The 14,594-nt window shown below is 62.6% G+C and carries 8 protein-coding genes; 4 read left to right on the top strand and 4 right to left on the bottom strand.

The window, feature by feature from the left end; all coding sequences use genetic code 11:
* Positions 1–725: M91 family zinc metallopeptidase (locus VL547_RS02530; RefSeq protein ID WP_325574841.1), on the top strand; the 725-nt coding region annotated here is incomplete at its 5' end.
* Positions 726–753: 28 nt separating this feature from the next.
* Here VL547_RS02530 and VL547_RS02525 read toward each other — a convergent pair.
* The gene (locus VL547_RS02525) at positions 754–1,725 is read right to left on the bottom strand and encodes an aldo/keto reductase (RefSeq protein WP_325574839.1); all 972 of its coding nucleotides are present in this window, start codon (positions 1,723–1,725) and stop codon (positions 754–756) included.
* A 40-nt stretch (positions 1,726–1,765) separates the two neighbouring features.
* On the opposite strand from VL547_RS02525, the gene VL547_RS02520 reads away from it, so the two are divergent.
* A complete protein-coding gene (locus VL547_RS02520; RefSeq protein WP_325574837.1) occupies positions 1,766–4,063 on the top strand; it encodes a phosphocholine-specific phospholipase C in 2,298 nt (765 codons plus the stop codon).
* A 19-nt stretch (positions 4,064–4,082) separates the two neighbouring features.
* On the opposite strand, the gene VL547_RS02515 is transcribed toward VL547_RS02520, so the two are convergent.
* Genes VL547_RS02515 through VL547_RS02505 form a run of 3 tightly spaced genes read right to left on the bottom strand, consistent with a single transcriptional unit; the run spans position 4,083 to position 8,426 of the window.
* The gene (locus VL547_RS02515; RefSeq protein ID WP_325574835.1) at positions 4,083–5,555 is read right to left on the bottom strand and encodes a molybdopterin-dependent oxidoreductase; all 1,473 of its coding nucleotides are present in this window, start codon (positions 5,553–5,555) and stop codon (positions 4,083–4,085) included.
* Positions 5,556–5,602: 47 nt separating this feature from the next.
* The gene (locus VL547_RS02510; RefSeq protein WP_325574833.1) at positions 5,603–6,703 is read right to left on the bottom strand and encodes a serine hydrolase; all 1,101 of its coding nucleotides are present in this window, start codon (positions 6,701–6,703) and stop codon (positions 5,603–5,605) included.
* A 40-nt stretch (positions 6,704–6,743) separates the two neighbouring features.
* Positions 6,744–8,426 (bottom strand): glycoside hydrolase family 9 protein, encoded by a 1,683-nt coding sequence (locus tag VL547_RS02505; RefSeq protein ID WP_325574843.1) that lies wholly within the window; start codon positions 8,424–8,426, stop codon positions 6,744–6,746.
* 97 nt (positions 8,427–8,523) lie between these two features.
* Between VL547_RS02505 and VL547_RS02500 the strand changes: the two genes are divergently transcribed.
* Both VL547_RS02500 and VL547_RS02495 read left to right on the top strand, forming a co-directional pair.
* Positions 8,524–9,102, top strand: coding sequence for a phage tail protein (locus VL547_RS02500; protein WP_325574831.1), 579 nt, complete (start codon positions 8,524–8,526; stop codon positions 9,100–9,102).
* Between the two features lie 54 nt (positions 9,103–9,156).
* Entirely contained in the window at positions 9,157–14,586 is a 5,430-nt protein-coding gene (locus VL547_RS02495; protein ID WP_325574829.1) for an MBG domain-containing protein, read from the top strand.
* The last annotated feature ends 8 nt before the right edge of the window (positions 14,587–14,594 follow it).

The following is a 14,594-nucleotide window of genomic DNA, read 5'->3' as shown; positions in this document are numbered from 1 at the left end:
CCGCGCCACGCGCGTCCGCCCATACGGGCATTGCCACGGTGGTCAAGTTTAGCCAGCGATTTGTCGATGGAACGTCTGTAGTCCTGACGGACGACCTGCATTACGACCCCGGCGTGGATGATTTCGTCGACTCCGCCGGTCAGGCGTATCACGGCCCCGACCCGTTTGTAGCCAAGCTCGCCGAAGCGCTGCACCGCATTGCCGCGGGCGGCCCGAAGGGACGCGCGCTGATCGACAGGCTGGAGAACGGCGGCCGGACGATCGAGATCGCCTACGGCAACCACAACGACGCCGACATGGACGACGGCGCCTATATCCACTGGAACCCGGACTGCACGGATAGCGCGCCGGACCAGGCCGGCGGCCGCGAACGTCCCGCGTATGTCGGGTTGGCGCATGAATTGGCGCACATCATCGATGTATGGAATGGGACCGTCAACCGGCGCACGTGGCGGATGCTCAACACCCAGCAGGGTGGGTTCATACGCGTCCCCTATGCGGAGCTCTACGCGACGCACGTCGAAAACCAGATCCGGGCCGAGAACGGCCTCCCGCTTCGCGTCTCCTACGCCGGCGCCATTGCCGGCCCCGAGGGCGTCGAGACGCGCGCCGACGGCGGGTCGCTCCTGATCCGCCCCGGTACCCGCGAGAGCCTCTACTTCACCTCGGACGGCAGTACGACGTACCACCAGCTGAAGCGGAGCCAGCCGGCGATGACCTATTGAGCGGCCCGCGCCATGAAGCCCACGCCCGCTACTGCGACCACTCCGTCGGCGTCCGATCCCACCGGTGCCCGCGCAGCTCCTCCAGCAGCGCCGCCGGCAACCCGCGCCCGTCGGCCGCCGCCATGTTGGCCTGGACGTTGCGGACCTTGCGCATCCCGGGGATGACGGTGTGGACCGATGGATGGGAGAGGATAAACCGCAACGCCATTTCCGGCATCGTCATGCCGGACGGGATCAACGGACGCAATGCATCGGCGTGCGCCACGCTGGAGCGCAGGTTCTCCGGGACAAAGTAGGTGCTGCGCCAGTCGGACGCGGGAAAGACCGTGTCGTTGCTAAAGGTCCCCGTGAGGGTCCCTTCATCGAAGGGTACGCGCGCGATCACCCCGATGTTCAGCGCCTCGCACAAAGGGAACAATTCATCCTCGGGCGCCTGGTCGAAAATATTGTAAATAACCTGTACCGTATCGATCAGCCCGGTGCGCAACGTGTCCAGCACGTTCGACGGCTCCCAGCGGTTCACGCTCACGCCCATCGCCCGGATTTTGCCCTCGCGCTTGAGGTCCCCGACCACGCGTTGCCAGCTCTCGTCAGCCGCCCAGGCGTCTTCCCAGACGTGGAACTGTTGGAGGTCGATGGTCTCGACGCCCAGGTTGCGCAGGCTCATTTCGGTATAGGCGCGGATGTGGTCCGGCGGGAAACAATCGGATAATAAATAACCCCGTTGTGACGGCCACTTGAAATTCTTGGGGGGGATTTTCGTAGCCACATACAAACGCTCCGATCCAAACCGACGGAGCAGACCGCCGAGGATCTGTTCCGAATGCCCGGACCCATATCCCCAGGCCGTGTCAAAAAAATTACATCCCAATGATACCGCGCAATCGAGCGCGCGGGAGGTTTCGTCGTCGTCATTGCCCGTCCATCCGGCCAGGCCCCACATGCCGTAACCCATTTCGCTGACGCGCCAACCGGTTCTTCCAAATGTTCTGAATTGCATAACATCGAAAATAGCAAATTTCCCCTAGCTTCGGCGGTCTATGGATAACCGGAGAGAATTTTTGAAAAAAGCGGTAGCCCTCGGTGGCGGTCTCGCCTTTTTGGAACCCTTGCAACGCGCGCTGGCCATCAATCCCGACAAAGGCTCCACCTACCTCGACGCGGAGCACGTCGTCTTTTTGATGCAGGAAAACAGGTCCTTCGACCACACCTTTGGCACGCTTCGCGGCGTGCGTGGATTTAATGACCCCCGCGCGATCACGCTCCCCAACGGCAACCCCATCTGGCTACAGACCAACCACGAAGGCCAGACCTTCCCGCCCTTCCGTCTCGACATCAAGGATACCAAGGCCACCTGGATGAGCTCCCTCCCGCACTCCTGGTCCAACCAGACCGACGCCCGCAACGAGGGTAAGATGGACCGCTGGCTGGACGTGAAGAAGGGCGAGTTCCCGCAGCTCCCGATGACCATGGGCTATTACAACCGCGAAGACATCCCCTTCTACTACGCGCTGGCAGACGCCTTCACGGTCTGCGACCAGAATTTCTGCTCGTCCCTCACGGGCACTACGCCCAACCGTTTGTATTTCTGGACGGGCGCCATAAGAGCCGACAAGAACGACCCCGCCCGTGTCTATAACGACCAGACCGATTATCCCTACGAAGCCGGGTGGACTACCTTCCCCGAACGCCTCGAAGCCGCGGGTATCTCTTGGAAGGTATACCAGAACGAAGTCAGCATCGACTCCGGGTTCACCGGCGAACAGGACCCCTGGCTGGCCAATTTTACCGACAACCCGCTGGAGTGGTTCACGCAATACCGCATCCGTTTTGCGGAGAGCCACCGGCGCCACAAACCCGACGCGGGGTACACCGATGCGGCGTGGGACGCCCTGACGCAGCACGAGAAAAACCTCCACGAGAAGGCCTTTACCACGAATAAAAACGACCCGCACTACCGCGAGCTGACATCGCTCACGTACACCGACGGTCAGACCCGGCGGACCGTGGAAGTGCCGAAGGGCGACACGCTCCACCAGTTCCGCAAGGACGTCGAAGAAGGCAAGCTCCCCGCGGTCTCCTGGCTCGTCGCCCCCGAGCACTATTCCGACCACCCCGGCTCCGCCTGGTACGGCACCTGGTATGTGTCCGAGGCGCTCGATATCCTGACGAAGAACCCCGAGGTCTGGAAAAAAACCATTTTTATCCTGACCTATGACGAGAACGACGGCAGTTTCGACCACGTGCCGCCCTTCGTCGCGCCGCACCCGCACCGGGACGACACCGGCAAGGTCTCCAGGGGCATCGACACCACGCCCGAATGGGTCTACTACGACCAGGACTTCAAGCCCGCCACCGAGCCCCGCGAAGGCCCGATCGGCCTGGGTTTCCGCGTGCCCCTCGTGGTCGCGTCGCCCTGGACGAAGGGCGGGTACGTGAACTCGGAAGTGTTCGACCATACCTCCAGCCTGCGATTCCTGGAAAGCTTCATTGCACAAAAATGGAACAAGCACATCGTCGAGACCAATATCACCGACTGGCGCCGCACCGTCGCCGGCGACCTCACCTCCGTTTTCCGCCCCTATAACGGTGAACGGATAACCGAACCACCCTTCCAGGACAAGGACCGGGTCATCGAGGACATCCACAAGGCCCAGTTCCGCGGTCTCCCCCAGGCGCCGGGTCTTCCGTATGTCCCCTTCCAGGAAAAAGGCACCCGCCCCTCCAACGCCCTGGCCTACGAGCTTTTTGCCGACGGATACCTGGACAAGCCCAGCGGCGAGTTCGTGCTTACGCTCCGCACGGGCAGCCATTCGCTCGGCGCGCCCTTCAGCGTCTATGCCCCCGGCGAATACCTGCAAACGCCCCGCGTACACGGCAAACCCGAAGGAGCCCCCGTGATGTCCCCCGTCAAGACGTGGTCGTACGCCGTCGCTACAAACGACAGCCTTGGCGACCGCTTCCCGCTGGCGCACTTCGCCGGCGGGACGTACCACTTACGGGTCTACGGACCCAACGGGTTTTACCGCGAATTCAAAGGAAACGCGCAGGACCCGGATGTGAAAGTCATGGCAACCTACACGCGTAGCGGCGGTCTGAGCCTCGTCTTCGAGACTGGCGACCCGCTGGACGTAACGGTAACCGACCACGGCTATGGCCAGAACAACAAACAATTCCATCTGGAGAAGGGCGGCGCGGTCGACCTCGACACGACGCAGGGCTGGTATGACGTGAGCGTAAGGATTGGCGCGGAGTATACGGCCCGCTTCGCGGGCCGCGTAGAAACCGGTAAGGACTCCATTTCCGATCCGGTCATGGGCGGCGTTCTCGCCTCGTAACGGCCCGCCCGGCCGTGAACTACAACCCCGCGTAGTAGTCATACCCTTGCTCCGCCCAGTAATCCCGCGGCCGCGTATCGCTAAAAGCGATCGTCCCGATCCGCTTGAGGTTCTTGATCCCATACTTCACGGGGATGATCAGCCGCAACGGCGCGCCGTGCTGCTGTGTGAGCGGCCGGCCCTTCATTTCCCAGGCCAGCAGCGTCTGCTCGTGGAGGGCGCTGGGCATATCGATACCGACGTAGTAGGCCTTGTCGGGCGTTTCGAATCCGACGTACCCCATCGCCGCCTCGGCCGTAAGATGGTAGTGCTCGACGAAGTCGCAAAACCGCACCCCCGCCCAGTTGGAGATCTGATCCCAGCCCTCCACGCACTTGAACATATAGGTGAGCTCCGTCCGCGGCAGCGTCATGATCTCGGCGATGTCCAGCGACAGTATCTCCCCGGACGCGCGCGCGACGGAAAGCTTCCAGTCCGGCAGCGGCGACCGCAAACCGTAGTCCCCCGTCATCCGCACCCTGTTGGGATGGGCTGCCTCCGACAGCGGATACGTCCGGACCGGGTGGCGCGTGCTGAAAATCCCCCGGAAGATCCGCTCGTTCTCGTTCAGCACGGTACGCAAAGGCCCGCGCGCGCCCTTCGTGACCCCGGGCTGCTCGACCGGCGAATTATACAACCATTTCCAGGCCCCAAGCCCCGCGAGCCCCGCCCCCGCAAAAATCCCAAAGGAGATAAAGCTCCGCCGCCGCAAAGACGATTCCGTCACCGAAAAGGCCACCGGGCGGTCAAACGGTTTCAGCGGCGCCGGGGTCGTCGTCAACGGCGACTGCGCCGGCTTGAACACCTCGAACCCCGCCACCATCGCCCTGAAATTATTCCACCCCGCCAGGATCACCTGTATCACGTGCACCACGAAGAAGAGGCAATAACAAAGCGTGAGTATAAAGTGTATGATCCGCGCCACATGATACCCCCCGCACAACCAGACGAGCCAGTAGAGCTGCACGGGCTTGTAGATGGCCAGCCCCGTTAGGATAGACCCCAGGCCCATAAACACGATCCCCGAATAGGCGATCCGCTGCGCCGCGTTGAACTTCCCCTGAGGCGGCATGCCCTTGCGCAGGTGCAGGTCGTGCAGCAGCACCAGCCAGGCCTCCCGGAACGAAGACTGGCGAGGCAGCAGGTCCCGCCATTCCCCGGAGATAGCCGTATACAACACATACGCCAGCCCGTTCAAAAAGAACACCCACATAAAAAGGAAGTGGAACGCCATCCCCTCCGCCAGCCGGAAGGGTATGTGCAACAGCCGGTAAATGGCGGGCGGGAAAAACTGGTAGTACCGGTGCCCGAACAACGTGATCGAATACACGTCGTTCCCCCAATAGATCAGGAGCCCGCTCCAGATCATGAGGAAGAGGATGGGGAAGTTGATCCAGTGGAACCAGCGGATCGCCAGCGGATGTTTTTCCTGGATGAGACGACGTCGTGCCATAGGCTAAAATACTATTTACGAAACGGACAAGCTTCCCGATTTGTTGCCTATATCGCCAGTCCCCAGTCCACCAGGTCGCGGACTTCCCGGGTGACCGTATGTACCTGCACCGGCGACCGCTTCTTCCCCAACCGCACGATAATGCGTCGCTTCGACGGTATCACGATGATATATTGCCCCAGTATCCCGCGGGCATAAAAGACACCGGGGTGAACCGGGTCCAGCCACCACTGGTAGCCGTAATAGTCGCAGGACCGACCAGTTTCATCGGGGATGCCGCAGGGACGCGTAGACGCCGCCCAGTAGGCGGAGTCGATGAGCCGGACCCCGTGAACACACCCGCTGTCGAGCATCAGCTGACCCAGCCGCGCGAAGTCGCGGGCGTTGGAGTTGAAACAGCAATAGGCCTTATTAAACCCGCCCGGGTGGTCATTGCTCCACAGCGCGGGATGCTCCGCGCCGAGCGGCTGCCAGAGTTTTTGCGAAGCTAAAGACGCCAGGCTCATCCCATAGGCCTTTTGCAAAATGATACCCAGCAGCTGCGTGTCCCCGCTCTTATAACGGTGGAGGGTACCCGGCGTGACGACGGTATGGACGCGCGTCGCTACCGCGTAAGCGTCGCTGCCGTAGTAGAGCTCCGCCGTCGCGGAGAACGGGTTGGCGTACGACTCGTCCCAGTCGCTCCCGCTGCTCATCGTCAGCAGGTCCCGGATCGTAACGCGGGGATCGACGGAAGGGATAAACGAGCGCACCGGCGTATCGATGGAAAGACGCCCTTCGCGTACCGCCACGCCGATCAATAAGCTGACGATACTCTTGGCCATCGAAAACGACCCCGAAAACGACGAGTCCCCATAGCCGCCCCAATACCGTTCGAAACGCAGCGTCCCGCTGTCGATGACCACGAGCGCGACGGTCTTCAGCTCCGTTAGCTCGCGGTCCAGGCTGTCGGGGTAGGGGAGCGCCAGGAAATCCACCGGCCAAGGCTGCGGCCGCGCCGTCGCCACCGTGTCGTTCGTAAAGTGTTTATAGTCGTCGATCGCCGCGAAGTTGTACCACACGGTTTTAAAAAGATAAGTCTTGCCGGTGATAAAGATGAGCGCCACCGCCAGCACCAGCACCGCGACAATGATTTTGAGCGCCTTCATATATGAAAGGTAGCACTTCCGGCCGAACGGCGAGCGCCCCTTAGGGCCCATGCCCCTCATCCGCCAGCGCCGCGACCGCCTGCAGGAACCACGCCGCGTGCGGTATCCACTGCTCGGTCCAGCGCCATTCGTTCCCGTTGTCCTCGGTCTTGTAGGCGATCCCGCCGCCGTCGGGCCCCACGCCGGTGATCCCGTTGGAGATCCCGCCGCGCTCGGAGCCGTGGCCGAAGTTGGAGTGCATATAGGGCACATTGGTCGAGCCGAACCCGTACAGGAAACAAACCCCGTAAGGGTTGCCCCCGAGTATCCAGTCCAGCTGCCGCTGCGCGTAGACGACAACCGAATCCGCCACCACGCCTCCGTCCACCAGCCGCCCTCCGACCAGCGCCGCGGTCGCCAGTGACGCCAGCCGGGCATTTTCGCCCTGCCACCACCAGCCGGTTTCATTCTCGTGGGGAATAAAAAAACCCTCGCGTATGCTGTCCCGGTAGCGGAAGGTCTGCCGGGCATAACCATATGGATTGCTGACGTCGCCCGTCACGCGGAGCTCATAGTCGATCGAGGCCTTGATGACCGACAGCGCGGACGCGCGGCGGGCGGGGTCCGTTTCGGCGCGGAGGTAGCGCGCCAGGGCGACCACGGGCAGACCGGCGTCGGAGGCGTGCCAGAAGGGGCGGGACCCGCCGTCGGCTATAAAATACCCCGCCGGGCTCAGCCGCGCCTCCAGGTTGGCCGCGCGTTGCCGCGCGGCGGAACGGTACACCGCCGAATCGGTAGCCAGCCACAGCTCGGTAGCCGCCATCAGCGCGCCATAGTCGTCGATGATGTTTTCCCGGTGGTCATCATCGTACTCGGTATTATGGACCATCAGGTGTGCAAACGCCCGTTCGGCGCCGGCCAGGTACTGCGCCGAGGTAAAGGCGCCGTCCTTTTTCCACCGGGAGACCCTCGCCAGCGCGGCGATCGCCATCCCCCCGCCTTCCCGGAAGGCGCACGCATAGTCGCTGGTCGTGACGCTGTTGGCCAGCAACCCCACCACGCGCCGGGCGTTCGGGTCTTTATTGAAGTAGCTGAAGACGATCATATAAAAATAGCCGTCGGGCGACAGCGCCCGCATCATATAATCGGCGCCCCAAAGGGCCTCGTCGGTGATGGAATCCAGGACCCCCAGGCGACGGAGCAGCCGGGGCGCGCTTTCGCGGGCGGAAGCCAGGGACCAGGTCACCAGCGGCGTCTGCTGCGGCGACATGAAGTTGGCGTACGCCAGGTGGGAAAAATACTTGCTCACGTCCCCCGAGGCGTCGCACCAGCCCCCGCGCATGTCGGCCGTCCGGTTGCTCCCAAAAAGGGGGATATGCGCGTCCGTTGCCCATTCCACCGGGGTATTGGCGCGTTGTCGCCTATAATAATGGAGGATGGACGGGATCGTGAGGCTGGCCAGCTCCCCCTCGCCTATAATAAAGGGGTCCGATAAGACCTCATGGGCCGACCATGTCAGCCTGAGACGATAGGACCCCGGCCGATCGATGTGGGAAAAATCCGACACATATACGTATTTTAACGGGTACCAGTTATCCAGACGATCCGTACCTTTAACCGCGCTTCCCGGTATAACCTTGCCGTCCCCGTCCAGCAGGTCCCAGCGCGCCGACGAGGGTAGGGCATAGCCCGATTCTACTACAGCCATTTTAGGCCCCTTACTGTCAAATGCAACCTGATTCATTCGTATGACGGGGAGGGTGTCCTGTGCATGTACGTGCCAGATAACCGGGATTAACAATAGCAGATATTTTTTCATAAAAACAAAAATAAAGGACACCATGGATTATTATCTCGCGTCAATCATCATGTTTGGTGGAAATTTCGCCATCAAAGGCTGGGCTCTCTGCAACGGGCAAACGCTCCCGATCTCTGCCTACACGGCCCTTTTTTCAATCATCGGCACGTATTACGGCGGTAACGGCACCTCCAACTTCCAACTTCCCGACATGCAGGGACGCGTCCCCATCGGGATGGGCAACGGTATCGGCCTGAGCCCTTACGTGATCGGTCAGAAAGGCGGCTCCGAAGGAGTAAGCCTGATCACCAACAACCTGCCCCAGCACTCCCACACCGTACCCGCCCTGAGCGTGACGATCAACGTCTCCAACAACCAGGCGACCGCCAACACGGCCGCCAGCGGGACCAACACGATCAGCGCTCCGTATGACCCGATTTCCACCGACACCGTCAACCTGTATTCCAATGGCACTCCGAACGTGGCTGTAAACACCGCCGGAACTACCGTTGCCGGCAATACGGGACTCACGGGCGGCAATATCCCGGTTTCTATTATCCAACCCTACCTGGCCATAAATTTTCAAATCGCTTTGGTAGGCGTTTTCCCGTCCAGAAACTAAATTTAGGGGGCAAAACCTGCTCCCTCCTTTTCCACTGGCCCCAAAGTGATGCTTATGAACCAACTCTACCCTAATGCTTTCCATAAGACCATTTTTAGCGTTCTCGCTATCTTATTTATAAACATCACCTTGGCCGCGCCTGGCCACCGGGAGGGGAAACCCTTGCGGAGCCAGGCGCCCGCCATTGGACGACCCGGCGTAGCGCCGACCGTCGGCGTGACCGGTTTTGACGGAAATTCCACGACCGCCACGCCGGTCCTTTCCGGCGTCGCCAGTCCCGCTACCGCCACCAATGTTTTCAGCACCGGCTTCGACGTGACGGTGACCGCTTCCGCGGCCAACGTTTCGCTGTCCGTATCGGGCGGCAGCGGCAACGGCTCCCCCGTCCCGCCGAATACCGTCAACGGGTACCTTCATGCCCAGCGGGCGGGCAGCGCCACCTCCAGCCTCACCGAAATAGACTTGTCGTCGGACGACGGCTCCACCTTCAACCTGCAGAGCATCGATTTGTGGGGCTCGGTGGTGACGGCCGGGGACAACGTCCAGTTCGTGTTGACGGGCTATCGTTCCGGGGTCCAGGTAGGCTCGCCCGTTACTTCCGCGTTTCCGGGAACCTCCCTCAACTGGAAAACGGTCACGACCGGCTTCAACAGCATCGACAAGGTAACGATTGTTATCTCCGACGGATCGACGCCGGGCGGATTGATCGCCCAGGTGGGTATCGACAACGTCACCCTCGTACCCATGTCTGTAATAAACCCGGCCTTGTCCAACGCTACCGCCGGGGTTTCGTATACCACCGAGAACTTCACCGCGACCGGCGGCACGGCGCCCTATTCCTTCGCCAAAGTCAGCGGCTCGTTGCCCCCCGGCATGAGCTTAAGCGGTACCGGGGCGCTCTCCGGCACGCCGACGTCCGTCGGCACCTTCAACTTCAGCGTCCAGGCCACCGACGCGACCGCCCAGACCAGCGGCGCCGACGCGGTAAGCCTTACCGTTGCCCCACCGAACATTTCGCTCAGCCCGACCACGCTGTCGGATGCGACCTACGGGAGCGTGTACACCCCGGTGACCTTCACGGCCAGCGGCGGCAACGCGCCCTATACCTATACGGCGGCAGGTCTTCCGCCGGGCATGACGATCAACGCCGGCACGGGCGTTCTGTCCGGCAAGCCGACGGCCGCGGGCACGTATTCCGTCGCGGTTACGGCCCAGGACGTCACCACGGGCACGGGTTCGCCCTTCAGCAAGACCAACAACATCACGTTCGTCGTCGACAAAGTACCCCTGACCGTGACCGCCGATCCGCAAACGAAGGCGTACGGCGCCGCGATGCCCACGCTTACGGCATCCTACAGCGGTTTTGTCAACGGCGATAACGTCAACAGCCTTACGACGAAGGCCACCGTCACGTCTACGGGGTCCGCAACGTCGCCCGTCGGGAGCTATTCGCTGACGGCCTCCGGCGCGGTCGACCCAAACTACAGCATATCCTACGTCAACAGCGCAACCCTGACGGTTACCCCCGCCGCGCTGACGATCACCGCGGTCAACCAGTCGATGCCTTATGGCGGACCGGTGCCGGTCCTTACGGTGTCCTACAGCGGCCTGGTTAACGGGGACGTGGCCGCCTCGCTGACGACCCAGCCCACTCTTTCGACGCCGGCTACGGCGACTTCGGCACCGAACACTTACGCCATCACGGCTTCCGGGGCGGTCGATCCGAACTATACCATTACATACGCCCCCGGTACGCTGACCGTAAACAAGGCGTCGCTGACCATCACGGCGGCCGATAATTCCATGACCTACGGCGGCGCCGTGCCCACGCTGACCGCCACGTATAGCGGTTTCGTCAACGGCGAGACGTCTTCCGTGCTCACCGCGCAGCCCACCTTGTCGACCACCGCCACCCCGGCGTCCGTCGCGGGGGCTTATCCCATCACCGCCACCGGCGCGGCCGCGGCGAACTATACCATTTCGTACGTCCCCGGTACGATGACCGTGGGCAAGGCCACCCTTACCGTTACGGGGTCCAGCCCCACCAAGCCCTACGGCGCGGCGGTCCCGGCGCTCGGCGTGACCTACTCCGGTTTTATCGGCAGCGACAACGCGGGCTCGCTGACTACGGCGCCCACGGCGACAACGACCGCCACGGCGTCTTCCCCGGTAGGCACCTATGCCGTTACGCCCGCCGGCGGCGTGTCCAATAACTATACGTTCAATTATATACCCGGTACGCTGACGGTTACCCCCGTACAGCTCGACGTCACGGCAAACGACGAGACCATGTCCTACGGCGGCGCGTTCCCGACCTTTAGCGTGACCTATAGCGGCTTTGTCAACGGGGACAACGCCTCCAGCCTGACAGTGCTACCCGCGGTGAGTATCGCCGCCACGCCGGCCTCGCACGCCGGCACTTATCCGGCCACGCCCGAGGGCGCGGTCGACGCCAACTATACCTTTGTTTACCACCCCGGAACGCTGACGATCACACCGGTGGCGCTGACGATCACCGCGGGCAGCTCGTCCATGCCTTACGGCGGTCCGATCCCTTCGCTCTCGGCGACCTATACCGGTTTTGTCAACGGCGACAACGCCGCCAGCCTGACGACGCTTCCCACGCTCAGCACCACGGCCACCCTGACCTCGCCCGTGGGCCCGTACGCCACAAACGCCACCGGTGCGGTCGACCCGGACTATACCATCTCCTATGTCCCGGGCGTCATGACCGTCACCAAGGCCACCCTTACGGTGACCGCGGACAACAAGACCATGCCCCTCGGCGGCCCCCTCCCGGCGCTGACCGTCAGCTATAGCGGCTTCGTGGGTTCGGACAACGCATCCAGCCTGACCACCCAACCCACCGTATCGACGACCGCCACCGCCGGTTCCGGCGCGGGAAGCTATGCCATCACACCCTCCGGCGGCTCCTCTTCCAACTATACCTTCGTGTATGTGAACGGGACGCTGACGGTGCAAAAGGCCACCCTGACCATTACCGCAGACAACGCGACCAGCGTGTATGGGTCACCGTTGGTACCCAACGGCAGCCTGACGGTCAGCTATAGCGGCTTCATCAACGGGGACGGCCCGGGCAGCCTAACGGTGCCGCCCATCGTCGTCAACACCGCTGCGACGGGTGACCCGGTTGGCACCTATGCGCTGACCCCGTCCGGTGCGGTCGATCCCAACTATAACATCGTGTATGTTAACGGGACCTATAGCATCACCGCGGCTTCGCTGCTGATCACCGCAAACGACGCGTCGAAAATATATGGCGCCGCCATGCCGGCGCTGGGCGTCAGCTACAACGGTTTTGTCAACGGCGACAACGCTTCGTCGCTCACCGCGGGTCCGGCGCTCACCGTCCCCGCCACTGCAACGTCACCGGCCGGGACCTACGCGATCACGGCCTCGGGCGCGGTCGATCCGAACTATACCATTACCTACGCCCCCGGAACCCTCACGATCAACCCGGCGCCGCTCACCATCACCGCCGCCAGCGTTTCCATGGCCTATGGCGGCCCGGTGCCGGCGCTTGGCGTATCATATGCCGGTTTTGTCAATGGGGATAACGCCTCTTCGTTGTCTGTTTCGCCGGCGATCGCCACGACGGCCACCTCCGCGTCGCCGGTAGGCACGTATCCCGCCACGGCGTCCGGCGCGGTCGACCCGAACTATACCATCACCTATGTACCGGGCGTGGTGACCGTCGGTCCCGCGGCCCTCACGATAACCGCCGGCGACGCCTCGATGACCTATGGCGGTGCGGTACCCGCGCTTGGCGTATCATATGCCGGTTTTGTCAACGGAGATAACGCTTCCTCGTTGTCTGCTCCGCCCGCGGTCGCCACGACGGCCACCTCCGCATCGCCGGCCGGCACGTATCCCTCCACGGCGTCCGGTGCGGTCGACCCGAACTATACCATCAACTATGTCCCGGGTGTAGTGACCGTCGGTCCCGCGGCGCTGACGATTACCGCCGGCAGTGCGTCGATGACCTACGGCGGGACGGTGCCCGCGATCGGCGTAACGTATACCGGTTTTGTCAATGGGGATAACGCCTCTTCGTTGTCTGCTCCGCCCGCGGTCGCCACGACGGCCACCTCCGCATCACCGGCCGGCACCTATCCCGCCACGGCGTCCGGCGCGGCCGACCCGAACTATGCCATCACTTATGTACCGGGCGTGGTGACCATCGGTCCCGCGGCCCTTACCATAACCGCCGGCGACGCCTCGATGACCTATGGCGGCGCGGTGCCGACGCTTGGCGTATCATATGCCGGTTTTGTCAATGGGGATAACGCCTCTTCGTTGTCTGCTCCGCCGGCGGTCGCCACGACGGCCACGTCCGCGTCGCCGGTAGGCACGTATCCCTCGACGGCGTCCGGCGCGGCCGACCCGAACTATACCTTCAGCTATGTCCCGGGCGTGGTAACCGTCGGTCCCGCCATGCTCACCGTGACCGCCGCGGACGCGAGCCGGTATGAGGGTCAGCCCAACCCGGCGTTCAGCGTCAACTACAGCGGATTCGTGAATGGTGATAACGCCGCGTCGCTCACCACGCTGCCCACGGAAACCACCACCGCGACGACCGCATCACCGGCCGGCACGTACCCGATCGTGCCCTCCGGCGCCGCCGCCACCAATTATACGTTCGCCTATGTCAACGGCACCCTGACCGTTCAGGCGCTGCTGGCCAATGTCATCACGTTCAACAGCCTGCCGGCAAAAGCCTTCGGGGACGCAGACTTCGCGATTTCCGCGACGGCTTCGTCCGGTCTGCCCGTGACCCTGGCGTCGCTGGATAACTCCGTCGCCACCGTCTACCAGAACGGCTCCGGTCAGTATATGGTACACATCGTCTCGGCCGGCCAGGTCCTCATCGCCGCCACCCAGGCGGGCGGCGTGCCCTACGCGGTCGCCACCGAAGTGGACCAGAACCTGGTGATCGACAGGGGCGAGCAGGTTATCGTGTTCCCGAACCCGGCGCCATTCACGCCGACCACCGGCACGACGATCACGCTCAACGCCACCGCCAGCTCCGGGTTGCCGATAACGTATACCACCTCCGATCCCACGGTCGCCACCGTCTCCGGGAACCAGCTCACCATCACGGGCACGGGTACCGTCATCGTCACCGCCAACCAGGCGGGCAGCATGAACTACCTACCGGCCGCTCCGGTGTCCGATACACTCCAACCCTATGACCAGCGCGGCTTCCACGATGGGGTAGGGGTCTTCCCGAACCCGGCGCACGGGACGCTCTACATCCACCTCAGCGAAGGCTACATCGTCACCAAGATCACGATGTTCGACCTCCACGGCAGGGTCGTGGCGGGCGAGTTCGACGTGGCCAACAACTCCAGCACCATCCCGCTGGACATCAGCCACGTGCTGCCGGGGTTGTATATTGTGAATGTGGTGTGTATCCGGGATCACCAGGTCGTATATCCGTTCTTTAAGATCGTCGTAGAATGAAAATAGGT

The sequence above is a fragment of the Dinghuibacter sp. genome (assembly GCF_035492835.1).
In the GTDB taxonomy this organism is placed as follows: Bacteria; Bacteroidota; Bacteroidia; order Chitinophagales; family Chitinophagaceae; genus Dinghuibacter.
This window is presented reverse-complemented; position numbering and strand designations above follow the sequence as displayed.